Origin of the sequence: Chryseobacterium sp. PvR013, assembly GCF_017833095.1 — a bacterium.
Taxonomy (GTDB): Bacteria; Bacteroidota; Bacteroidia; order Flavobacteriales; family Weeksellaceae; genus Chryseobacterium; species Chryseobacterium culicis_A.
This window is the reverse complement of sequence record NZ_JAFIBT010000001.1, coordinates 1,915,462-1,936,313: the sequence shown is the minus strand read 5'-3', so window position 1 is coordinate 1,936,313 and position 20,852 is coordinate 1,915,462. Positions and strand designations below refer to the sequence as shown.

At 35.2% G+C, this 20,852-nt stretch carries 24 protein-coding genes and 1 riboswitch; of the genes, 10 read left to right on the top strand and 14 right to left on the bottom strand.

Annotated elements, in window-relative coordinates; genetic code table 11:
* Positions 1-24: 24 nt before the first annotated feature.
* A riboswitch (Fluoride riboswitch) is annotated at positions 25-92 on the bottom strand.
* Positions 93-202: 110 nt separating this feature from the next.
* From JOE44_RS08560 to JOE44_RS08550, 3 genes are read right to left on the bottom strand one after another with little or no spacing between them, the layout of a single operon-like run.
* Entirely contained in the window at positions 203-1,036 is an 834-nt protein-coding gene (locus tag JOE44_RS08560; protein WP_209785219.1) for a GLPGLI family protein, read from the bottom strand.
* 18 nt (positions 1,037-1,054) lie between these two features.
* Complete coding sequence (locus JOE44_RS08555; RefSeq protein WP_209785218.1) at positions 1,055-1,930, bottom strand: sugar phosphate isomerase/epimerase; 876 nt, start codon at positions 1,928-1,930, stop codon at positions 1,055-1,057.
* Positions 1,930-2,397 (bottom strand): acyl-CoA thioesterase, encoded by a 468-nt coding sequence (locus JOE44_RS08550; RefSeq protein WP_047383407.1) that lies wholly within the window; start codon positions 2,395-2,397, stop codon positions 1,930-1,932. The genes JOE44_RS08555 and JOE44_RS08550 overlap by 1 nt, the downstream gene beginning before the upstream one ends.
* 120 nt (positions 2,398-2,517) lie before the next feature.
* Between JOE44_RS08550 and JOE44_RS08545 the strand changes: the two genes are divergently transcribed.
* The 3 genes from JOE44_RS08545 (at position 2,518) to JOE44_RS08535 (ending at position 3,479) form a co-directional block, all read left to right on the top strand.
* Complete coding sequence (locus JOE44_RS08545) at positions 2,518-2,874, top strand: ArsC/Spx/MgsR family protein (RefSeq protein WP_105683626.1); 357 nt, start codon at positions 2,518-2,520, stop codon at positions 2,872-2,874.
* Positions 2,871-3,212 (top strand): hypothetical protein, encoded by a 342-nt coding sequence (locus JOE44_RS08540; RefSeq protein WP_209785217.1) that lies wholly within the window; start codon positions 2,871-2,873, stop codon positions 3,210-3,212. The genes JOE44_RS08545 and JOE44_RS08540 overlap by 4 nt, the downstream gene beginning before the upstream one ends.
* A 78-nt stretch (positions 3,213-3,290) precedes the next feature.
* Positions 3,291-3,479: a hypothetical protein gene (locus JOE44_RS08535; RefSeq protein WP_209785216.1), complete on the top strand. Its 189-nt coding sequence runs from the start codon at positions 3,291-3,293 to the stop codon at positions 3,477-3,479.
* 57 nt (positions 3,480-3,536) lie between these two features.
* Here the strand turns inward: JOE44_RS08535 and gcvT are convergent, their stop codons facing one another.
* Genes gcvT through idi form a run of 3 tightly spaced genes read right to left on the bottom strand, consistent with a single transcriptional unit; the run spans position 3,537 to position 5,604 of the window.
* A complete protein-coding gene (gene gcvT / locus JOE44_RS08530; RefSeq protein WP_209785215.1) occupies positions 3,537-4,613 on the bottom strand; it encodes a glycine cleavage system aminomethyltransferase GcvT in 1,077 nt (358 codons plus the stop codon).
* 8 nt (positions 4,614-4,621) lie between these two features.
* On the bottom strand, positions 4,622-5,092 hold the full coding sequence (locus JOE44_RS08525) for a hypothetical protein (protein ID WP_245169740.1): 471 nt from the start codon (positions 5,090-5,092) through the stop codon (positions 4,622-4,624).
* Between the two features lie 2 nt (positions 5,093-5,094).
* Positions 5,095-5,604 (bottom strand): isopentenyl-diphosphate Delta-isomerase, encoded by a 510-nt coding sequence (idi, locus tag JOE44_RS08520; RefSeq protein WP_209785214.1) that lies wholly within the window; start codon positions 5,602-5,604, stop codon positions 5,095-5,097.
* 317 nt (positions 5,605-5,921) lie between these two features.
* On the opposite strand from idi, the gene JOE44_RS08515 reads away from it, so the two are divergent.
* A complete protein-coding gene (locus tag JOE44_RS08515; protein ID WP_002980498.1) occupies positions 5,922-6,332 on the top strand; it encodes a phosphoheptose isomerase in 411 nt (136 codons plus the stop codon).
* Positions 6,333-6,418: 86 nt separating this feature from the next.
* Entirely contained in the window at positions 6,419-7,378 is a 960-nt protein-coding gene (locus JOE44_RS08510) for a D-2-hydroxyacid dehydrogenase (protein ID WP_034695946.1), read from the top strand.
* Between the two features lie 70 nt (positions 7,379-7,448).
* Here the strand turns inward: JOE44_RS08510 and mscL are convergent, their stop codons facing one another.
* Positions 7,449-7,826 (bottom strand): large conductance mechanosensitive channel protein MscL, encoded by a 378-nt coding sequence (mscL, locus tag JOE44_RS08505; RefSeq protein ID WP_047432100.1) that lies wholly within the window; start codon positions 7,824-7,826, stop codon positions 7,449-7,451.
* Between the two features lie 245 nt (positions 7,827-8,071).
* On the opposite strand from mscL, the gene JOE44_RS08500 reads away from it, so the two are divergent.
* Positions 8,072-9,589 (top strand): NAD(P)H-hydrate dehydratase, encoded by a 1,518-nt coding sequence (locus JOE44_RS08500; protein WP_209785213.1) that lies wholly within the window; start codon positions 8,072-8,074, stop codon positions 9,587-9,589.
* A gap of 95 nt (positions 9,590-9,684) precedes the next feature.
* On the opposite strand, the gene lgt is transcribed toward JOE44_RS08500, so the two are convergent.
* Together lgt and yidD are read right to left on the bottom strand one after the other, a co-directional pair.
* On the bottom strand, positions 9,685-10,533 hold the full coding sequence (gene lgt / locus JOE44_RS25255) for a prolipoprotein diacylglyceryl transferase (RefSeq protein ID WP_209789136.1): 849 nt from the start codon (positions 10,531-10,533) through the stop codon (positions 9,685-9,687).
* Between the two features lie 453 nt (positions 10,534-10,986).
* Positions 10,987-11,235, bottom strand: coding sequence for a membrane protein insertion efficiency factor YidD (gene yidD, locus JOE44_RS08490; protein WP_209785212.1), 249 nt, complete (start codon positions 11,233-11,235; stop codon positions 10,987-10,989).
* A gap of 102 nt (positions 11,236-11,337) precedes the next feature.
* Here yidD and JOE44_RS08485 point away from each other — a divergent pair, with 102 nt between their 5' ends.
* Positions 11,338-12,615 (top strand): replication-associated recombination protein A, encoded by a 1,278-nt coding sequence (locus tag JOE44_RS08485; protein WP_209785211.1) that lies wholly within the window; start codon positions 11,338-11,340, stop codon positions 12,613-12,615.
* 40 nt (positions 12,616-12,655) lie between these two features.
* Here JOE44_RS08485 and JOE44_RS08480 read toward each other — a convergent pair whose 3' ends face one another.
* The 5 genes from JOE44_RS08480 to JOE44_RS08460 form a co-directional block, all read right to left on the bottom strand.
* On the bottom strand, positions 12,656-13,096 hold the full coding sequence (locus JOE44_RS08480; RefSeq protein ID WP_209785210.1) for a hypothetical protein: 441 nt from the start codon (positions 13,094-13,096) through the stop codon (positions 12,656-12,658).
* 116 nt (positions 13,097-13,212) lie between these two features.
* A complete protein-coding gene (locus tag JOE44_RS08475) occupies positions 13,213-15,447 on the bottom strand; it encodes a DUF2339 domain-containing protein (RefSeq protein WP_209785209.1) in 2,235 nt (744 codons plus the stop codon).
* A gap of 114 nt (positions 15,448-15,561) precedes the next feature.
* Positions 15,562-16,272 (bottom strand): hypothetical protein, encoded by a 711-nt coding sequence (locus JOE44_RS08470; protein ID WP_209785208.1) that lies wholly within the window; start codon positions 16,270-16,272, stop codon positions 15,562-15,564.
* Positions 16,273-16,635: 363 nt separating this feature from the next.
* Positions 16,636-17,484, bottom strand: a complete 849-nt coding sequence (gene pheA, locus JOE44_RS08465; RefSeq protein WP_209785207.1) for a prephenate dehydratase — start codon at positions 17,482-17,484, stop codon at positions 16,636-16,638.
* A gap of 306 nt (positions 17,485-17,790) precedes the next feature.
* Positions 17,791-18,204, bottom strand: a complete 414-nt coding sequence (locus JOE44_RS08460; RefSeq protein ID WP_209789135.1) for a thioesterase family protein — start codon at positions 18,202-18,204, stop codon at positions 17,791-17,793.
* A 136-nt stretch (positions 18,205-18,340) separates the two neighbouring features.
* On the opposite strand from JOE44_RS08460, the gene dnaA reads away from it, so the two are divergent.
* From dnaA to JOE44_RS08445, 3 genes are all read left to right on the top strand, one after another.
* Positions 18,341-19,795, top strand: coding sequence for a chromosomal replication initiator protein DnaA (gene dnaA / locus JOE44_RS08455; protein WP_047376841.1), 1,455 nt, complete (start codon positions 18,341-18,343; stop codon positions 19,793-19,795).
* A gap of 100 nt (positions 19,796-19,895) precedes the next feature.
* Positions 19,896-20,345 carry a low molecular weight protein-tyrosine-phosphatase gene (locus JOE44_RS08450; RefSeq protein ID WP_209785206.1) on the top strand — a complete coding sequence of 150 codons (450 nt, stop codon included), beginning with the start codon at positions 19,896-19,898 and terminating at the stop codon, positions 20,343-20,345.
* Positions 20,346-20,350: 5 nt separating this feature from the next.
* Positions 20,351-20,851: a nuclear transport factor 2 family protein gene (locus tag JOE44_RS08445; protein ID WP_209785205.1), complete on the top strand. Its 501-nt coding sequence runs from the start codon at positions 20,351-20,353 to the stop codon at positions 20,849-20,851.
* Position 20,852: the final 1 nt, after the last annotated feature.

Here is a 20,852-nt window from a genome sequence, read left to right as displayed (position 1 = left end):
CTGATTAGTTATTTGTTAATAATCTTTTAATCAGGCGTCATCAGCTTTTGTAAAGCGGTTGGGTAAGGAAGAACACCATTTCCTTTTGTTCATGCAAATATATGAATAAAGATAAAAGATAAAAGATAAAAGATAAAAGATAAAAGATAAAAGATAAAAGATAAAAGATAAAAGATATTGTCGCTAAACAACTTCTATGTTTTTAATAATGTATGGCCTTATCAATCTCAAGCGGATTGTTGTATTTTCTTATCACCTCCTGCATGCTTTTGGTCTGAGTGTTCAGCTCATCTACGTTGTGGATCTCTTTTCCGTTAATATTTATTTTCAGGTCGTTGTTGGATTTGCTGAAATTGTTTCTTTCAAAAGCAAAAGGATCATTGTAAAACTCCATGGCCAGCTTATGTTTCTGTTTTTCATTGATGGAAATAGCTTTATTTCCGAAATTGGATTCAAGAAAACTATCGGTAGCATATGTCTCTGCCAGTTCCTGACTTTTAATAAGATGATAAATGAAATTTTTCTTTGTATCGTAGATTTCAAATACCAAACCTGGAAGCCCTGAAAATTTAAAAGGACCTTCATTAAATGGGATCTCTTTATTGAACCAGGCAATCCAGCTTCTTCCACCAAACTTAGCCGTTGCTTTTTGTAATGTATATTGCTGAACCTGTCTGGTTTCGCTGGAAATATTCCACTTTATTTTATCATTGGTTTTAAAAGAGTAATATCCAAATTTTATATTGATAAAATTTTCATTTTCAGTAGTGTTTATCTTTCTTTTTACCACTTGTCCGGACATATCAACGTGTTTGTTGTCCATGTTTCCGAATTTTTTATTCAAAGAATCTGCGATAAGAAGATTTCTTCCGTAAAATTTTACCTCTTTCGCATTAATATCTAAAATCATGTTGAATTTCTGATATTCAGATTCTGTAGAATCCATTTTTAATTGAAGCTCATAAATAAATCGATGGGTTTGTGAGTTCAAAGAAATAATAATCAGTAAGCAAAAGAGTTGTAAATTTTTTTTCATGATTAAATATCTTTAGATTCAAGTTTCATTAAAGTAAGAATGTTTAAGTATATACTTTTTACTCATCTTTATACTGTCAAAAATATCTTTATCACTGGAATCCTGTTCCAGAAACCAATGTTTCAATCCTGCTTTTTCTCTGGCTTCGAAAATTTTTTTAAAATCAAGGGTGCCGTTTCCGATTTCTGCAAAATCTTTTGTTCCTGCTTTCATATCTTTCACATGCCATAATGGAAATCTTTTCGGATATTTTTCAAAATAAAGCAACGGATCTAAACCTGCTTTTGAAATCCAATATAAATCCAGCTCCATCTTAACTGCACCTGATGAAGTATTTTCTAAAATGAAATCATAAAAATTATTCTTTTCATCCATCTTTAAAAATTCAAAATCGTGATTATGATAAGCCAGCTGAATTCCGTTTTGTTTGGAGTAATTTCCTGCATTTTCAAGAATCTCAGGAAGTTTTTTATAATTTTCAAGTGTTCTTTCCGCTTCGGGAAGGTAGGAGCAAACTGCATATGTTGAACCAATAATGCTGAGATCCTCCAACGTTGTATTCCAGTTTTTCAAAAGAGTTCCGTCTTTCAGATCTGTAATTCCGGTTTGATGATGTGAACTGATCACCTTTAAACCATGAGCAGACAAAATATGTTTAAATTCTTTTGCTGTTTTTCCGAAAAAATTTCCGTCATAACCATAGATTTCCAATGCTGTAAAACCAAGTTCTGCCAGTTTTTCAAAAGTCTTTTCGAGATTGTGAGACATGGAATCACGAACAGTGTACAGTTGAATGGCAAATGGTTTTTTATTCATATTTAAATTTGAAACCCCACAAGAATACAACCCCAAAAATCCCAGTGAAGAAAGTCTGATGAAATCTTTTCTTTCCATTATAAAAACGGTTTCATCTCATCCTCAATCTGTGTTCTCAGTTCCATCAGGCGTTTGGCATATATTTCCTGCTGTTTTTCCTCTTCGGTTGTTGGGATCCATTTCGGTACAGGTAGTTTTTTTCCATTTTCGTCTACGGCAACAAAAACAATGATACAATGTGTTTTTTTCTCAAAGTTCGGCTGCTTCAGGTTTCTTGAAAAGACATTAATGGCAATATGCATGCTCGAAGTTCCTGTATAAATTACCTGAGCATCAACTTTTACCACTTCACCGATTTTAATAGGATCATAAAAACGGATTCCGCCCACATACACGGTGACAGAATAATTCCCACTCCAGGTCGTCGCACATGCATAACCGGCCTGGTCAATCCATTTCATAACACTTCCTCCATGTACATTTCCTCCGTAATTAACATCTGAAGGCTCCGAAATAAACTGAAAAGTAATAGGCTTGTTCTGCATCTTTATAAAATTTGAATAAAGTTATTTAATAATTTCCAAAGTTTTAGATTAAATCCTACTTTTGAAAGACGAAACTTTCAATGAAAGAGAATTTTAACAATAACAGATTTAGAAACCGTAATGAAGAAAGTATTTTATCTCAACACATGTGATACCTGCAGAAAAATTTTAGCGCAATTTGACCTTACAGAGTGGGAGCTTCGCGAAATTAAAAAAGAGCCGATCACGAAAGAAGAATTGGCAGAAATGCATAAAAAAACAAAATCATACGAAGCTTTATTCAGCAAAAAATCTACTCAGATCAAATTGAGAGGTTTGGATGTAAAATCTTTGACAGAAAAAGACTTTAAAGAATTGCTTCTGGATCATTATACCTTTTTGAAAAGACCTGTCTTTATTACAGATAAAGAGATTTTCGTAGGAAATGATAAGAAAAATGTTGAAGAACTTCAGAAGTTCTTTGGTGTACATGAATGAAATATCTGATTTCCATATTGCTTTGTCTTGCCGTCAGTGTAAAAGGACAGACGGTTTACAGAACTCCTTCGGGTACAAAGTTTCATACATCATCGTGCAGAATGGTGAAAAATGTTTCTTTCAGCCTGTCTGTAAATAAAGCTCTGGAACTTGGACTTCAACCTTGTAAGATCTGCAATCCTGGTCAAACATCAGGATATGGAATGGTTTCCAGCCCTAAAAAAGTGAATGGTATCAATAAAGGAAATCAATGCTTGGGAACAACCAAAAAAGGAACCAGATGTAAGCACTATACCAGCATTGGTAATGACTATCGCTTTCAACATGTTCCAAAATAAATTTTATCTGTAATTTGTGATTTATTTCAATTGGTTAATTATTAAATACTTAACTTTATAATTGCCAAAAATTACATCATGAAAACAAACTTTTCAAAAACAAAGAACCTTAACAGATCAGCCTTAAAGGAAATCAACGGAGGACTAAGACCTCCTCTGGTAAACTGCTTTACGTTATGCGGGCCTGCTGGTGGAGTAATTTCGAGTACACCCGGAGTAGGTGACGCCTGTTCACCGGATAGAAAGATCTGCTGTATCTGCTATTAAATTAAAAAGAGTCCATGATTATCACGGACTCTTTTTTTGTTCTTATATTTAAAACACTTATACAAAAGGAGCTTTCACCACTTTTGCAGGAATGTTTTTGTTTCTTACCTGAATGAAGATTTCAGAACCTAATTTGAAATGAGGTTTGTCTACATAAGCAAGACCTAAACCAACTTTCTTCATTGGAGACTGTGTTCCGGAAGTCACTTTCCCGATTACATTCCCTTCAGCATCTACTACAGGATAATCATGTCTTGGAACTCCTTTATCTGTAAGTTCAAAACCTACTAATTTTCTTATAACACCTTCTTCTTTCTGTTTTGCAAAAACATCTTTAGAAACGAAGTCTTTATCAAACTTAGTGATCCATCCTAAACCAGCTTCAATAGGAGAGGTAGTATCATCGATATCATTTCCGTAAAGACAGAATCCTTTTTCCAGTCTTAAAGTATCTCTGGAAGCTAATCCACATGGGATAATTCCTTCTTCTTTACCTGCTTCCATTACAGCATCCCAAAGTTTTTCAGCACTTTCGTTATTGAAATAAATCTCAAAACCACCGCTTCCTGTGTATCCTGTGTTTGAAATGATCACATTGTTTTCTCCGGCAACACTTCCTACTGTGAAATGATAGTAAGGAATTTCCGAAAGGTTTACTTCCGTAAGTTTCTGAAGAATTTCAGTAGCTTTAGGTCCCTGAACTGCTAATAATGACATTTCATCAGAAGCATTGGTCATTTTAGCCCCGAAAGTATTGTATTTTGAAATATGATTCCAGTCTTTGTCGATGTTAGATGCATTAACTACTACAAAATATTTGTCATCTTCCATTTTGTAAACGATAAGGTCATCTACAATTCCGCCGTTTTCGTTAGGAAGACAAGAATACTGAGCTTTTCCGTTTTCTAGTGCATCTACATTATTGGTAGTTACAAACTGTAAAAGATCTTTTGATCCTGGCCCTTCGATGAAAAACTGTCCCATGTGGGAAACATCAAATAATCCTGCTTTTTCTCTTACTGCAAAGTGCTCTTCTGTAACCCCTGAATATTGAACAGGCATTTCAAAACCTGCGAAAGGTACGATCTTAGCTCCCAAAGAAACATGTTTGTCGTACAAGGCTGTTTTCTTCATATTTAATTTTATTTCTTTATTTTAAAACTGTTAAAAGTCTCATTGAATAGGGTCATATAGTTTCCGTTCCAGAATTTCTGGCCACAGTTGATGGAAACTAAATATAAGTTTTTGTCTTTTTGAAAAGCCTTGGTGATCCAGAAAAGCTTTTCCTTTTCATCAAAGTGTTCATACAGATATTCTGTATATCCTTTCTGGCTCTTTTTTTCTTTTACTTTTTTCTCTTCATCTTTCGACTGATAAAGGGCAAGGATGAATTTTTTCACTTCATCTTTTGGAAGGGGAAGATCATGATATTCCGAAATGGTAACAGCACCTATCTGGCTGGTAGGGAAAATATTAATAATCTCACTGTCATTCGTAGATTTCCAGCCCTCCGGAATCGTAATGGAGTAATTGGAATTTTCATATACTTTTGCTTTTTGGGCAAAAAACAGACTTCCCGTTAAAAGCGCAGAAAAAAACAATATTTTTTTCATTATTAAAAATGGTGTTTATATTCTTCCAGAATAATTTTGAACCACTCAGTAAAGTTTTCAGGATGTTCAGCAATTTCTTTATCCAGATTTTCAGGAGTAATGAATCGTACTTCTTCCACTTCTTCTTTATTTAAATTGAAATCCGCTTCATGATTTCCTACAAATACATGATCCAGCTCGTGCTCCCAAAGGCCGCCACCCACATCTGCTTTGTAAATAAAATTGAATTTTTCTAAAAGTTCCGCCTCAATTCCCAGTTCTTCTCTTAATCTGCGCACAGCTCCTTCCTGATAAGTTTCCCCTTCTCGTGGGTGCGAGCACACAGCATTGGTCCATTGGCTAGGAGAATGATATTTTCCTGAGGCTCTTTTCTGAAGAAGCATTTCTCCTTTACTGTTAAAAAGAAATACAGAAAAAGCACGGTGTAACAGGCCATTGATGTGAGCCTGCTGTTTTTCCATCAGTCCTAAAACTTCATCTTCAGGATTTACTAAAACAACATATTCTTCCATTCCTACAAATGTAAGAGTAATAAATGTATTTTGGAAATTTTTAGATAAACATCATGCTTTTTATAATAATGGTAATAAAGTAAAGAAAGCTTGCCGATAAATTGATCAATTGGCTGATCTGTTTTTTACAATCTCAGCTTTCTCAGCTTAAAAAGAAAACGCAAAACGAAAAATTTTAACTATTTCGAAGGAAATAATTAATAAAATATTGATATTATTCTTTAAATAGTAGTTTTTGTAGTATAATATTAACATAAACTAAGATTAACGTGCCTGATAGTTGTAAAAACGCTAACTTTGTTACTTAATATTTAGTAATGGAATTAGAATACATTGAACACATTAGTCCTATTCTAAAGGATGGAATAAAAAATTACTTAATAGATATCGACGGAACCATTACTGATGATGTTCCCAACGAAGAGCCGGAAAGAATGGTGACCTGCGAACCTTATCCTGATGCTCTGGAAACAATCAACAGATGGTATGACGAAGGACATCAGATCTGCTTTTTTACTTCAAGAACCGAGAATCTAAAACAAATCACTATCGACTGGCTGGATAAGCATGGCTTCAAATACCATAGCGTGCTTTGCGGAAAACCAAGAGGCGGAAATTATCACTGGATAGACAACCACCTGGTAAGAGCTACAAGATATAAAGGAAGATTTACGGATTTGGTTGAAAAGCAAGTAACCATTGAAGTATTCAAAGAAGACGGCGAATAAAAATATAATTTAAAGATTTAAAAATTAAATGGAAATCAGTTCCTTTAATTTTTAAATCTTTCATTTTTTAATATACTTGATATTTTATGAAAGTTTTAGCAAATGACGGCCTTGATCAATCTGGAATAGATGCATTGACAGAAAAAGGCTTTGAGGTTATCACTACAAAAGTTCCACAGGAGTTTTTAGTAGATTATATTAACGAGCACAAAATCCGCACCCTGCTGGTGAGAAGTGCTACACAGGTAAGAAAAGATATTATTGACGGATGCCCATCCATAGACATTATTGGTAGAGGAGGTGTTGGTATGGATAATATTGATGTAGATTATGCAAGAGAAAAAGGGATTCATGTGATCAATACGCCTTCAGCTTCTTCAGAATCGGTGGCTGAACTTGTTTTTGCTCATTTGTTTTCAGGAGCAAGATTCCTTCAGGATTCCAACAGAAAAATGCCTTTGGTAGGAGATACTGAATTTGGAGGCCTTAAAAAAGCTTATGCAGCCGGTATTGAATTAAGAGGAAAAACAATTGGTATTGTTGGAATGGGAAGAATCGGACAGGAAGTGGCAAGAATTGCTTTAGGACTTGGAATGAGAGTTGTAGCAGCCGATAATAATGTTGGGAAAGCAAGTATTAAGGTGAAATTTTACAACAACCAGTTCATCAATGTTGACATAGAAACAGAACCGTTACAGGAAGTTTTAAAACATTCAGACTTTATTACGCTGCATGTCCCGGCACAGAAAGACGGTTATATGATTGGTCAGAATGAATTTGAAATAATGAAAGACGGTGTGGCTATTGTCAACTGTTCAAGAGGTGGAGTTATTGATGAGACAGCTTTAATTCAGGCTTTAGATTCAGGTAAAGTAAGATTTGCCGGATTAGATGTTTTCATTAATGAGCCAACTCCTTCTAAGGAAATTCTTACTCATTCTAAAATCTCTCTTACCCCTCACACTGGAGCTTCTACCCTTGAAGCACAGGATAGAATCGGGCTTTCTCTTGCAGAGCAGATTTCAAGTATCTTACAGATTCAATAATTTGAAATGATATAATCTAATAAAAGCACCTCAATCGAGGTGCTTTTTATTGTAAAACTGTTTATACAGCTTATATATTTTTACTTTTCAATAAGTCTCTGATCTCAGTCAGTAATTTTTGATCTTCTGTAGGTCCTGCGGGAGCCGGAGCATCTTTTTTGTTTACTTTGTTAGCCAGTTTAATGATCCAGAAAAGAACCATTGCAATACAAAGGAAACTGATTACTGCTGAAAGGAAATTCCCGTAAGCAACACCATTCCATGTAAGTTTTGCGATGTTTTCTGCACCGGCTGCTTTCAATGCCGGATTTAATATCAGAGGCGTGATTACATCTTCTACCAAAGACGAAACAATTTTTCCAAATGCTGCCCCAATGATCACACCGACAGCAAGATCGAGAACATTACCCTTAAAGGCAAACTCTTTAAATTCCTTTACAAATCCCATAATTTATATTTTTTTTAATTAGTATATACACAAAAATATAATTAAAAAATGTAAAGGACACTACGTTTTATAGTTTTTTATTCCCAAAATATTGAATTTTATGCCGAATTTCTATGATCTGTTTTAATGAATATTTTGGCTTTGTATCAATATCTTATTTCATTAATGATGACTTTTTATTTTTATTAATGACGTGATATCATAATGAAAAATCTTTTGTAATTTGCTTAAAAGTTGATTTGCCTATGAAAGTTTTCACTGCAGCACAGATACGCAGCTGGGATCAGTTTACGATTTCTCAGGAGCCGGTTTCTTCCATTCAATTAATGGAAAGGGCTTCAATGGTTTTGGCTCATTGGATCTCAGAACATTGTAAAAACCATAAAAAACTGGCCGTATTTTGCGGCAAAGGAAATAATGGAGGTGATGGATTGGCTGTTGCAAGAATACTTTATCTGAAAGGTTTTGATGTAGATGTATTTATAAGCGATTCTAAAATAAAATTTTCAGAAGATGCTTCTGTTAATCTGAAAAGACTCCGGGATTTGTCAGGAATTTCAGTCAGGAAGTTTGATCAAAATGAATATTATAATTTTGATGATAAAACAATTATTGTAGATGCTCTTTTCGGAACAGGATTGTCCAGACCGTTGGAAGGAGAATACAAAACGCTTGTTGAACAGTTGAATACCAAAAAGAATATTAAAATATCCATAGATATTCCTTCCGGGTTGTCTGCAGATGAAATATTTGATAATGATCCTGTTATTCTGAAAGCCGATTACACGCTCACCCTTCAATGCTGGAAACGCACTTTTTTACATCCGGAAACAGGAAAGTATACCGGAAAAGTAGAAGTATTGGATATTGATTTAAGTCAGATATACGCTGATACAACTGATTCTGAATATTCAGTTATTGATGATCAGCAGGTAGGATCCATATTCATTCCGAGACAGGAATTTTCCCATAAAGGCAGCTATGGTAAGGCTGTTATCATAGGAGGAAGCTATGGAAAAATAGGTGCCGCAGTGTTGGCAACACAATCGGCTTTAAGAACCGGAGCAGGACTTACTTTTACGCTGGCTCCAGAGTGCGGCTACGAAATTTTACAGATTTCATGTCCTGAAGCTATGTTTATAAAAGGAGGAGAGCAGATCATGACAAATTTTGAGTTTGACAAGGATTTTACCTGTGGCATAGGGCCTGGTCTGGGAACTCATCCCGATACTGATAAAAGCTTTCTGAATTTTCTGAAAAACTATTCCCAACCTTTGATATTGGATGCCGATGCCTTGAATATCCTTTCAAAAGATCCAAAATATTTAGAATTAATTCCTAAGAAATCTATTATTACTCCTCACCCGAAAGAGTTTGAAAGGCTTTTTGGAAGTACAGATCATTCTTTTAAAAGACTTGAATTAGCCAGGGAAAAAGCAAAGGAACTGGATATTTATATTGTATTAAAGGATCATCACACACAAGTCATTACTCCACAAAGAAATGTCTTCTATAATATAACGGGAAATGCCGGTCTTGCAAAAGGAGGAAGTGGAGACATTCTTACCGGAATTCTGACCTCGCTTTTAGCCCAGAAATATTCTCCGGAGCAAGCCTGTATTCTGGGTGTTTGGTTACATGGAAGATCAGCCGATATTGCTTCTGAAAAACATTCAAAAGAATCTATGCTGCCTACTGATGTCATTGATGCATTGGGTGCTGTTTTTGAAGAACTGAACAGAAGGGTGGAGAAGAACCTGTAATGAGACAACAGCGAAATAATTTTTAAGATATTAAAAAAGGCAAATCTGTATTTCTACAAATTTGCCTTTTTATATGTTGGTCTTTTTGATTACGATTATTCCGGCTTCTCGTTTTCAGCCTGAGTGATCTTAAATTTCTTGGAAACAATCATAATGACAACTCCTGCAATCATAAATGGAATAGAAAGAACCTGGCCTGTATTAAGCCCGCCTATCTGGATGAATTCATCGCCTTGTGGCTCTTTAAGGAACTCAACGAAGAATCTGATGGCCCAAAGAATAATAAAGAACAGCCCGAATAACCATCCCTGTTGATATTTTTTATCTGTTTTTCTGTAAAGTATCCATAATAAAATGAATAGTAGAACATATCCTACCGCCTCAAATAACTGGCTTGGATAACGTGGTACAGTAAGACCATACTCACTGCTCTGTTGTGGGAAAAGCAAAGCAAACGGAGAATTTGGATCAGCTGGTTTACCTACAATTTCAGAATTGAAAAAGTTCCCCATTCTTACAAATGCGCCTCCTAAAGCGACTACAATACCCAATCTGTCATATACCCAGAATGGATTTTTTCTGATGATTTTGAATGAATAATAAAGCGTGGTGAAAATCAAAGCGATTGTTGCACCATGGCTCGCCAGACCTGAAAACCCTGTGAATTTTAAACCATTTTTTGTGCTTATTGGTAAAAATACACTCCAGAAATCCTCTTTAAATAATTCCGGCTGATAAAAGATAACATGTCCTAATCTTGCTCCAAGTATAGTTCCGATTAATGTCCAGGTGAACAAAGGTTCCAGGTATTTTTGGTTAACATGATCAATCTTAAAGATTCTTGTCATTAAGATATATCCGAAACCAAAGGCAAATACAAACATTAAACTATAAAAATGAAGGGTAAATGATCCGATATGAATACCTTTCGAAGGATCCCATATTTTAAATGAAGTTTTAAGTTCTACTTTATCAGCATCAGTGATGGGTTTTACAGATTTTACTGCATATTTGAAAGTGGTAATGTTTTCTTGGGTAACTGCAGTATCAATAAGTTTGAAGTTTTTATCAAAAAACTGGTACTTTGAATCTTTATACTTCGCTAAAGTGGAAGCACCATAGTTATAATAAGCAGGTTCAAAATTGGATTCATTAAGGATCACAACAAAAGATTGGCTCTTGTCTGATTCTCTGTCCGGAAAAGCCGTAAGATCTCCCATTTCCGTAGTAGAATAGATTTTTACAGGAACATTGCTTCCATTGATATCTAAAGTCCCGTCAGATAAACCTCCAGGGTATTCCTGTGCAAAAAAAAGCTGCGTTGTAAACGCAAACAGCACAAGATAGATTCTGAAAAAGATAGTATTCATTTTTCTATTGATTTAATAGTTTGATTATTAACATTTATGTTTGGGTGGAACAGGGTCATAACCGCTTCCTCCCCATGGGTGGCATCTTAAAATCCTTTTAAATCCCAGCCAGAAGCCTTTAAAGACACCATGTACCTGGAGCGACTCAATCATATAGTGAGAGCAGGTAGGTTCGTAGCGGCAGTTTTTGGGAAGTAAGGGCGAGATGAACCATTGGTAAAATTTGATCAGAATTACCAGTGGAAATGTAATGATTTTATGGAATGTAAGTTTCAAAACAATGCAAAAATAGGGTAAAAAAATGAAAATTAGTTTAAATTTGTTATAAGTTTCGGAGATCAGAAATCCGGAACTTTGATCTTAAAAAATAGAATTACTTTGAACCAAAATATTCCATTAGCTGAAAAATTAAGACCCAAAACCCTGAATGATGTATTGGGGCAGGAGCACCTTACCGGAGACAAGGGAACAATCCGAAAAATGATTGAAAACAACACCTTGAATTCACTGATATTCTGGGGACCTCCGGGAACCGGGAAAACTACGCTGGCTGAAATTGTCTCGGAGCAGTCGGGGAGAAAATTCTATAAACTGTCTGCGGTTTCTTCAGGGGTGAAAGAGGTGCGTGATGTGATCGAGGATGCCAAAAAGCAGAATCTGTTTTCAGGAAAATCACCGATTCTATTTATTGATGAAATTCACAGGTTTAATAAGTCTCAGCAGGATTCATTACTGCATGCAGTAGAAAAAGGCTGGATTGTTTTGATTGGAGCCACTACAGAGAATCCAAGCTTTGAAGTGGTTTCGGCTTTGCTTTCAAGAAGTCAGGTGTATATTTTAAAGGCTTTGAGTTACGAAAAGCTTGAAGAATTGATCGATATTGCTTCTGAAAGATACAATAAAGATGAAGGAACAGATTTTACCATCCTTGAAAAAGAAGCTTTCATTCAATATTCCGGTGGGGACGCCAGAAAACTTATTAATTCTGTAGAATTGGTTTTGAATCAATTTAAAAACTCTGATACAAAGGAAATTCTTAATTCAGATGTTCTTGAAGTCCTTCAGGAGACTATGGCACTGTATGATAAAAACGGAGAGCAGCATTATGATATTATTTCAGCCTTTATCAAATCGATGCGTGGTGGTGATCCGAACGGAGCGGTGTACTGGCTGGCGAGAATGATAGCAGGAGGTGAAGATATCAAGTTTATTGCAAGAAGAATGCTTATTCTGGCAGCTGAGGATGTGGGGCTGGCTAATCCAAACGCTTTGGTGGTTGCCAATAATTGTTTTCAGGCGATTAATGTAATCGGGAACCCTGAAGCAAGGATTATATTAAGTGAAACGGCCGTATATCTGGCGGTTTCTCCCAAAAGTAATTCAGCATATATGGCTATCAATGAAGCGCTGGCTTTAGTGAAACAAACAGGAAATCTGCCTGTGCCACTTCATTTGAGGAATGCCCCAACAAAACTCATGAAAGATCTGGATTACGGAAAAGAATATAAATATGCCCATTCTTATGAAGGGAACTTTGTAGAACAGGATTTCCTTCCGGAAGAAATCAGGAATGTGAAACTGTATGAACCTGGTAATAATTCTACAGAAAAGAAAATTTATGAAGAGCTTAAGAAAAAGTGGAACAATAAATATTAAAATTAAAAGGATGCTGTTGTAAGCATCCTTTTTTATGGTATTAATTTTCGGTAGTGTAAATAAATAATGTTTTCTTACCATTGTAATCTTTTGTTTCCGTTCTTTTCTTGATTTCAGGATAAATTACGGTACTTGTGTCTGTAAATTCATACCCATCAATAAATACAGGATTATTTGCCGGGATATTATATTGTACATTGATGTCAGATAATGGCATTCTGTCAAATATATTTTCTCCGTTTTTGAATTTATATTCAGTTAACCCTTTTGTAAAAACAGAACTGTATTTTTTAAAACTTTGCGGAAGGCTTGCCGGAGTATTGTATACTTTTGAAACCTGCAATACGTTCTTTCTTGTATTGAACAATTCTACTGTTCCAATAGCGTTGTCAGCCACTGCAAACTTCACAGCAGGATTTTTTTGCTGTGCAAATAAAGTAGCGGAGGATAGTATTAAAAAAGAATAGAGTAATTTTTTCATAATCAGAATATGTAACTGTTAAAAACGTGATAAATATAGTTATTTTTTATAAAATTTGAATAAAATCTTGAATTGTTTTAAATTTTATTTAGAAATAAAAACTTTTACCCTGATTATCAGTCTGCGCTTTCTTCAGTTTTGTCTTTTTTATCCATCATATTTTTGATCATATTTTTCAGGCGCTGGAAAGTGAAAGAACTCAATAATAAAATAATTCCGAGTACAATGAATGCGCTGATTCTTGAAATATTGTCCATTTGCCATACATCATAACCATAAAGTTTTAATACCATGAGCCCTATCAGTGCAAAACCAATTTTGTTATATTCCTGAATATCTTTTTTCAAACCATTATAAATAAAAATACTGGCAAGAATTGTCCATATAATAGGAAGATAAAGAATATTAAAATGTTCACTTGCTTCATAAGACTGGGCAAGGCTATGGGAAACCATTACAATATAAGAATGGTGCAGTTCATAACTTACAGAGATGATAAGTGTCAAAGACAGTATCCAGTATGAAATCTGTTGTTTGTGAAACACAGAAGAAGGAATGATTTTATAACCTATATAGATAAAAGGTATCCATTGTATCAGATGTAAAAAATAAAAGCTTATATGTAATTTTTTTGTTAAAATAGCTGTGATGACGGGAGGTGTAGAAACGGATGTATTAATAATCAGCAGGAAAAAAAACAAATAAATCAGGAGAGTCTGAATGTCATTTCTGATATTCAGCGGTTTTCTGAAAAGTAATAAGATGAAAATATAATAAATACTGAATAAAAGTCCCACGCTGGTAATCGCGGACCATGGCATTTCCGAAATGTGATACGTGATTTCAAGAAGGAAAGTAATATAAATAACTCCGTAGCTGATGACCGTAATAAGATCTTCAACAATGTTATTGGCTTTCCCTTGTAGTTCTTTTGCCGTATTCCTTAATAAATATAAATTAATCATGATGGAAACTATGGTAAACGAACTGGTAATAAACGGAGGATTGAATATAATATTGAAATCTTTTGTCCCAAAATACTCTGTCCAGGTTACAAGTTGTGCGATCATAACTAATGGAAACAGAATGTAAAAGAAAATTTTAAAAATCCTATGACCTGTTTTTTTCCATATAAAAAGAAGGAGAGTAGCTTCTATTGCCCAAATACTGGTGATGAGATGGGTTTTAAACTGAATAGCAATCGCAATGGTTATAAGACTGGTAACAAGCCCTGCGAATACAGAATAAGCAACCCCAAAGTTTTTGCGGGTATATTCCCTAAACAGAAGGATGGAATTTAAAGCAGCAAAAATAAGAGGAAAAATAATCGGAGGTTCATATTTTAGGGTATCAAAAATATAAAGCAGTCCTAAAATACTCGATAAATTTGAGAGGGCGAGTATTAAAATATCAGAGGTTGAAAGTATGCTTTTTCTGAAATAGTCGTGCAGGGCAAAAATGTAGAAAATCACATAGCTGATCAGATAAAAAGTAATGCTTAAAAGTTCGGGACTTTCATCGGTCCAGAAGAAAAGATAGCCTGTTGTAAAAATATAAGCGGTCCATCCCACACTTTTCCAGTGCTTCAGAAAAGAGGCTGCCAGCATTCCGGTATTTAAAAGAGTAATATAAATAAAAAGGAAAACATAATTGCTTTGTCCTGTACTGATCATCAGAGGAGCTGTAAAACCGCCTATAAGGGAAAAAATAATCAATACTTCACTCTTATAATAATAGGATAAGATGATAGAGGCTGCGGTAATCAGCGCAGTTATGACAAAGGCGGTGTTTTGGGTAAACAGATGATATTCACGAAAGGCAATGGTGGCTGTAAAATATAAGACGGTAATTCCACCTCCTGTAATGATGGAAGAGAAGGCTTGGTAATTTTTTCTCAGAAAATGTCCGGTTATGATAATTCCTGCTCCGGTACAGAAACCGATTCCTGCTCTTGCGGTTTCTCCAATCCAGTTTTTATCGATAGCATATTTCACAAAATAACCAATTCCAAGAACGAGGGTGAAAATACCAATGATGGTAAGTGCATTTTGTTTTAAAAAATCAAGAACAGGAGTATGCCAGTCTTTTTGAACTGGTGTTGAGGTCTTTTCATTATCTTCATGATGCTTTGCCTCTTCATGATAAACCTGTTGAGTTTGTACCTGCTGTGGTGTAGGTGCTTCTTCCGTTGGTGTTTTCTTATGAGTGGCTTCAGTTGGAGCCGGAGAAGTATTATTGATTTTATTATTAAGATCAGAGATCTCCTTTTCAAGCTTTCTGATTTTGGTGTTCAGGTTGTTGAAAATAATGAAGATGATTATAAGGAGTATGACAGCAACAAATTCATTCATTTCATTAGTTTTTATCAAATATAAAGAAATGTTTGATATGCTCATTTAAAAAATTAACCCATCACGGTATAAGCGATGGGTTAAATGGTATAGATAACTAACAATATGTTTTTACTAGTTTGATACTTTGTAAATGTAGAATGATGCAATACTGGATCCCAATAATCCTACAGTGAAAACACCGGCATCGGTAAGTCCGAATGATACTTTGTCACCTGCCTGGAATGAATACAAAGAGTGGATGCTGGAATCAGAAAGTGTTAAGTTAACTGCCAATGCAAGGTTAACCCCACTGAAAGGGCGGCTGTCTATTATTGTTGATACTCCTGTTCTGGTTCTTGCGATACCGATTCCCGGAGTTCCTGATAATAGGGATGCCTGCAATCCTGTTCCATATCTGAATGCAAATCCCACAGCATATACACCGGTTGATGGGATATTATAAGCACCATCGCTATCTGAAAATAAAGCGGAGCTACCAATGTTTCGGTCGGCTGCTAAAAAGTTGACAGGCTGGAAAGATGCTGGGAAAGCTCCTACGCTCAGAAGACTGATGCCCGTTGTTTTTTTCGCGGCATATACAGAAGTATTCGTTCCTGATGCTGCTATTAATAGCGCTGGATCAACACTATAAACCTGAGTGGTTCCCTGGTTAATTGCTAAAACTTGATATCCGGGTAGCGCTGTAGCTGCAGGGGTATCACGAACTTTCATCGTTCCGTTAACATCTAAAGTTGCAGATGGAGTAGCTGTATTGATACCGACTTGTGAGAATAATGGTAACGTTGCACAGGCTAACATTAAGCTGTAAAGTTTAGTTTTCATGATCAAGATTTTTAATTAGTTGCTAAGCAAATATACAATAAAAATTATACTCCACATTGTGATATTTGCAATTTTAACGTTAATATGATGTAATATATTTAAACATATGTTTATATTTTGATTGATATTTATGCATAATTTAATTACGACTTATTATATTTACTTTTTATTTAACGTGTTGTTTATTAGTGCTTTATAAAAAGATAATTCTCTCTGTAGTGTGGGTTATTTTTTGTTTAAACAAAGGGAATTGTTGTGTGGTTATTTAGGTAGATTTTTTTTTGAATTTTGTGTTTTTAAGAGCAGAAACGAAAAAACACCGCCTAAACGGCGGTGTTTTTTGTATAGGTTTATTGATTTTTTCTAGCTCTCCAGAAGAAATTCTTTATAATTACCAAGAAAATCAACATTGGCATTGAGGGATTCCAGTTCTTTTAGTGCGTTTTCATGCAAGACCTCTTTCCATGGACCTTCAACATTGATGAAGAAGAAATAATTTCCCAATCCGGTCTTTAAAGTTCTGGATTCAATTTTACTGAGATTCATTTTTCTCCACGCAAAAACAGATAAAACCTGATGCAGTCCACCAGGATGGTCTTCAGGAAGGGTGATCAGCATTCCTGATTTTTCGCCCAGTGTTTCCAGTTGATCATTCTGATATGTATTCTGTTCCTTGGAAATGATGATAAATCGGGTGTGGTTCTGTTCAAAATCCTGAATATTACGGTTGATGATTTTTAAACCATACAAATTGGCGGCAAACTGATTGGCTACTGCTGCAATAGGAGTGTCAGGATTCTCAGAAACAAATTTAGCGGCAGCGGCAGTTGAAGAGAAATCCTGTTTCGGAATCTCTTTATAGTGAGTATCCAGAAAATGAAAGCTCTGTGCAAGCGCCTGCGGGTGAGAGTATATTTTTTCAATATTCTCTATGGCGTTTTCCGGATGAATCATCAGGTGATGGGCAATAGGCATTACTGCTTCTGCTTCTATTTTAATGGACGGAGTCTTATATAAATAGTCCAGCGTCATAGATACGGTTCCTTCAATAGAGTTTTCCAAAGGTACAACCGCTTTTACCGCTTCTCCGTTTTCAACAGCATTAAAACAATCCAGAATACTGGCTTGTGGTAATAACTCTTCATTGGGAAATAGTTGGGCAGCGGCAAGCTGTGTAAAACTGGCATGAGGTCCCAAAAATGCAATCTTCATAATATATAATATAAGGGATGATTAAAATAAAGGTACAAAGGTGCGAATTAATTCATAAATAGAGTGCGTGTTGCGGGTTTGTTTTGTTAACGGGTTGAGAGTTGCTGGTTTCTTTTGTTGCTAGTTTCTTTTTGTTGCTGGTTTCTTTTGTTATTGGGTAAGTAGAGATAAATATCTTAATTGCGTTAAAAAATTCACCTTTCACCTGCGAAGCAAAATTCACCATTGGCATCAATGGCCTTTCATCAATATTTTACAGGATATCTCCCTAATCCCTAATTCCTGCTACCTGATATCTACTACCTATCACCCCTCCTTCCAACTCTTCTCAATCATTTCCATCAGGAATTCCGGACACTTGATGACTTTGTTGGTTTTTGCATCCAAAAAGAATAGAGTAGTGGAAGCTTCTGTTATTTTAATATGCTCTTCATTGTAAATTTCATATTCAAATTCAATTCTTACACCCGGAATTTTTTTTACATACGTATGAATTTCTAATTTTTGATCATATAAAGCTGGGCGGATATATTTAATTTTATAGTCGGAAACGGGCAGCCAAATTCCTTGGTTTTCAATTTCATCGTATGAAATTCCTATGCTTCTGAAGAGTTCAACTCTCGCTACTTCGAAGTACGTTGCATAGTTTCCGTAGTATACATATTTCATTGGGTCTGTTTCTGCGTAACGTACTCGTATTGAGTGTGTTGTGTGTATCATTTTACGTGTTAAATTATACATACAAATATATTTTTAAATAATCAATACCTGCAATATTTTTTTTTGAAAAGAAAAAATTGGACCTTTGTCTTCCTTCTAAACACAGTACAAACAAAGAATAATCGGGGCTTAAAAAATGGATGACAATTTAATGATGATATGGCAGAAATGCCTTCAGTTTATGCGCGATAACCTCAACGCTGCTGAAGACAATTCTGACCTTAAAAAACTTGAAAAATCTTTCGATATGCTATTCGATAAGGTTCAGCCGCTTTCATTGGTGGCCAACAACCTTACGTTGATCGTACCGAGCGATTTTTACAAGGAATATATAGAGGACAATTATCTGTCCTTGCTTTCCGCTGCCCTGAAGAAAAATATTGGAAAAGGAGTGAAATTATGGTATTCTGTAATGGAAAACAGACCAAAAGGTGAAGAAAAACCTGTTACCATGAACATCAAGGGACAAAGCGTTCCTACTCCGAAAACACAGGAAACAATGCCACAAGGTTTTTCTGCTAATATTGTAAACCCGTTTGTAGTTCCTGGAATTAGAAAAGTAAATATAGATTCTAACCTGAAGCCTGACTATTCTTTTGATAGTTATGTAGAAGGTGAAAGCAATAAATTTGCAGCAACTGTGGCAAGATCTATTGCAAAAAGACCTGGTGCAACAGCTTTCAACCCATTATTTTTATATGGAGGTTATGGAGTTGGAAAAACACACTTAGGACAAGCGGTTGGTCTTGAAGTAAAAAACCAGTTTCCGGATAAAGTAGTTCTTTATCTGTCTTCTGAAAAATTTATCCAGCAGTTTATCTCTGCTGCCAAAGCACATAAACAAACTGAGTTTGCGAATTTCTATCAAATGGTAGATGTACTGATTATTGATGATATTCAGTTCCTGTCTGGAAAATCAGCTACTCAGGACAGTTTCTTCCATATTTTTGATCACCTGCATCAGAATGGAAAACAGATTATCCTTACTTCCGATAAAGCACCGGCAGATATTATGGATATTCAGGACAGGATTGTTTCCCGTTTCAAATGGGGACTTTCTGCAGAAATCAAATCACCGGATCTGTCCACAAGAAGACAGATTATCGAAGATAAATTAAGCAGAGACGGAATTGTTCTTCCGGGAGATATGCTTGACTTCCTTGCTGTGGAAACGAAAACCAATGTAAGAGAACTTATCGGAGTAATTAACTCGGTAATCGCTTACTCTACAGTATATAAGAGAGACCTTAGTCTTGAATTGCTTAAGGAGACTATCAACAGAATTGCAGCCAACCAGAAAAAGATCATCAATATTCCTTACATTCAGGAAGTGGTATGTGATTATTTCGGAATCAAAAAAGAGCAGTTGCTTTCTAAAACAAGAAAAAGAGAAATTGCTTTGCCAAGACAGCTTGCGATGTACTTCTCGAAAGAATTCACTAATTCTACATTTACCAAAATTGGTGAAGAAATGGGAGGAAAAGATCACTCTACAGTAATGTATGCTTGTGATACCATCAAAGATGTTTCTAAAATTGATAAAGAAATCAAGAAGTACGTAAAAGATCTTACGGAAAGAATCAAACAATAAATAGCATTGAGCTTAAATAAATTAAAATGAAGGATAGTTTTATTCTTCATTTTTTATTTAGTTTTGTCGTGATAAAAGACTCTTTTTAAATACATAGAATATGAAAATATTAATGGTTTGTCTGGGGAATATATGCAGAAGCCCACTGGCAGAAGGAATTATGAAAGCAAAACTGCCGGATCATTATACGGTAGATTCAGCCGGAACCATTTCCATGCATGAAGGAGAACATCCTGACAAAAGAGCCATTAAAACTGCTGCTAATCACGATATTGATATATCAAAACAGAGATCAAGACCTATCACCAGAAAAGATTTTGAAACCTTTGATAAAATCTACTGCATGGATATTGATGTACTCGGGGATGTAGTTTCTAAAACTAAAAATGAAGAAGAACGGCAGAAAGTATCATTGTTTTTAGAAGTATTGGGAGACCACAAAAATGCTGAGGTTCCGGATCCTTATTGGGGAGATATAAAAGATTTTGAAATGGTTTACCAGCTTTTGGATAAAGGATGCAACGCAATCAGAAACCAAATATCAAAATAATAACCATGAAGAAACTGCTGTTACTGTTTGTTTTTAGCTATAGTTTGTCTTTCGCTCAAACCAAAGATGAAACAGAAATCCGTAAAGTTATGGATGACTTTATGGGATGTATTAAATCCAGAGACGAGGTCAAATATCTTTCTTTATTCCAGGAACCTGTGCTTTGGACCGGCATATACAAAGACCGAACACAGGCTAAGCGTCTGGAGAAAAATCCTAAGGCTGATTACTATTTTGCAGATGATTATAAAGCTTTTATCAAAAGTTTTAAAGATGATAAATCTGAAGAAAAATTTGACAATATTAAGATAGTGGAAGATGGAGCTGTTGCTTCTGCCAATTTCGATTACAGCTTTTGGTACGATGGCAAAATGGAAAACTGGGGAAAAGAAATCTGGACACTTATGAAGATCAACGGAACCTGGAAAATTACTTCTGTTACTTTTTCCATGGACCTTACAAAATACTTCCCTCAACCTACACTTAACGAAAGAACTAAAAAATAAT

Bases quoted from the DNA above. Each gene is read 5' to 3' on its own strand.
- pheA (WP_209785207.1), bottom strand. From the start codon at position 17,484: ATGAAGATTGCATTTTTGGGACCTCATGCCAGTTTTACACAGCTTGCC.
- JOE44_RS08470 (WP_209785208.1), bottom strand. From the start codon at position 16,272: ATGAAAACTAAACTTTACAGCTTAATGTTAGCCTGTGCAACGTTACCA.
- JOE44_RS08525 (WP_245169740.1), bottom strand. From the start codon at position 5,092: ATGAAAAAAATATTGTTTTTTTCTGCGCTTTTAACGGGAAGTCTGTTT.
- JOE44_RS08515 (WP_002980498.1), top strand. From the start codon at position 5,922: ATGGAATTAGAATACATTGAACACATTAGTCCTATTCTAAAGGATGGA.
- JOE44_RS08510 (WP_034695946.1), top strand. From the start codon at position 6,419: ATGAAAGTTTTAGCAAATGACGGCCTTGATCAATCTGGAATAGATGCA.
- JOE44_RS08480 (WP_209785210.1), bottom strand. From the start codon at position 13,096: ATGAAAAAATTACTCTATTCTTTTTTAATACTATCCTCCGCTACTTTA.
- JOE44_RS08545 (WP_105683626.1), top strand. From the start codon at position 2,518: ATGAAGAAAGTATTTTATCTCAACACATGTGATACCTGCAGAAAAATT.
- idi (WP_209785214.1), bottom strand. From the start codon at position 5,604: ATGGAAGAATATGTTGTTTTAGTAAATCCTGAAGATGAAGTTTTAGGA.
- JOE44_RS08445 (WP_209785205.1), top strand. From the start codon at position 20,351: ATGAAGAAACTGCTGTTACTGTTTGTTTTTAGCTATAGTTTGTCTTTC.
- JOE44_RS08555 (WP_209785218.1), bottom strand. From the start codon at position 1,930: ATGGAAAGAAAAGATTTCATCAGACTTTCTTCACTGGGATTTTTGGGG.
- JOE44_RS08560 (WP_209785219.1), bottom strand. From the start codon at position 1,036: ATGAAAAAAAATTTACAACTCTTTTGCTTACTGATTATTATTTCTTTG.
- JOE44_RS08450 (WP_209785206.1), top strand. From the start codon at position 19,896: ATGAAAATATTAATGGTTTGTCTGGGGAATATATGCAGAAGCCCACTG.
- JOE44_RS08475 (WP_209785209.1), bottom strand. From the start codon at position 15,447: ATGAATGAATTTGTTGCTGTCATACTCCTTATAATCATCTTCATTATT.
- dnaA (WP_047376841.1), top strand. From the start codon at position 18,341: ATGGATGACAATTTAATGATGATATGGCAGAAATGCCTTCAGTTTATG.
- mscL (WP_047432100.1), bottom strand. From the start codon at position 7,826: ATGGGATTTGTAAAGGAATTTAAAGAGTTTGCCTTTAAGGGTAATGTT.
- JOE44_RS08550 (WP_047383407.1), bottom strand. From the start codon at position 2,397: ATGCAGAACAAGCCTATTACTTTTCAGTTTATTTCGGAGCCTTCAGAT.
- JOE44_RS08460 (WP_209789135.1), bottom strand. From the start codon at position 18,204: ATGATACACACAACACACTCAATACGAGTACGTTACGCAGAAACAGAC.
- JOE44_RS08540 (WP_209785217.1), top strand. From the start codon at position 2,871: ATGAAATATCTGATTTCCATATTGCTTTGTCTTGCCGTCAGTGTAAAA.
- gcvT (WP_209785215.1), bottom strand. From the start codon at position 4,613: ATGAAGAAAACAGCCTTGTACGACAAACATGTTTCTTTGGGAGCTAAG.
- JOE44_RS08500 (WP_209785213.1), top strand. From the start codon at position 8,072: ATGAAAGTTTTCACTGCAGCACAGATACGCAGCTGGGATCAGTTTACG.
- JOE44_RS08535 (WP_209785216.1), top strand. From the start codon at position 3,291: ATGAAAACAAACTTTTCAAAAACAAAGAACCTTAACAGATCAGCCTTA.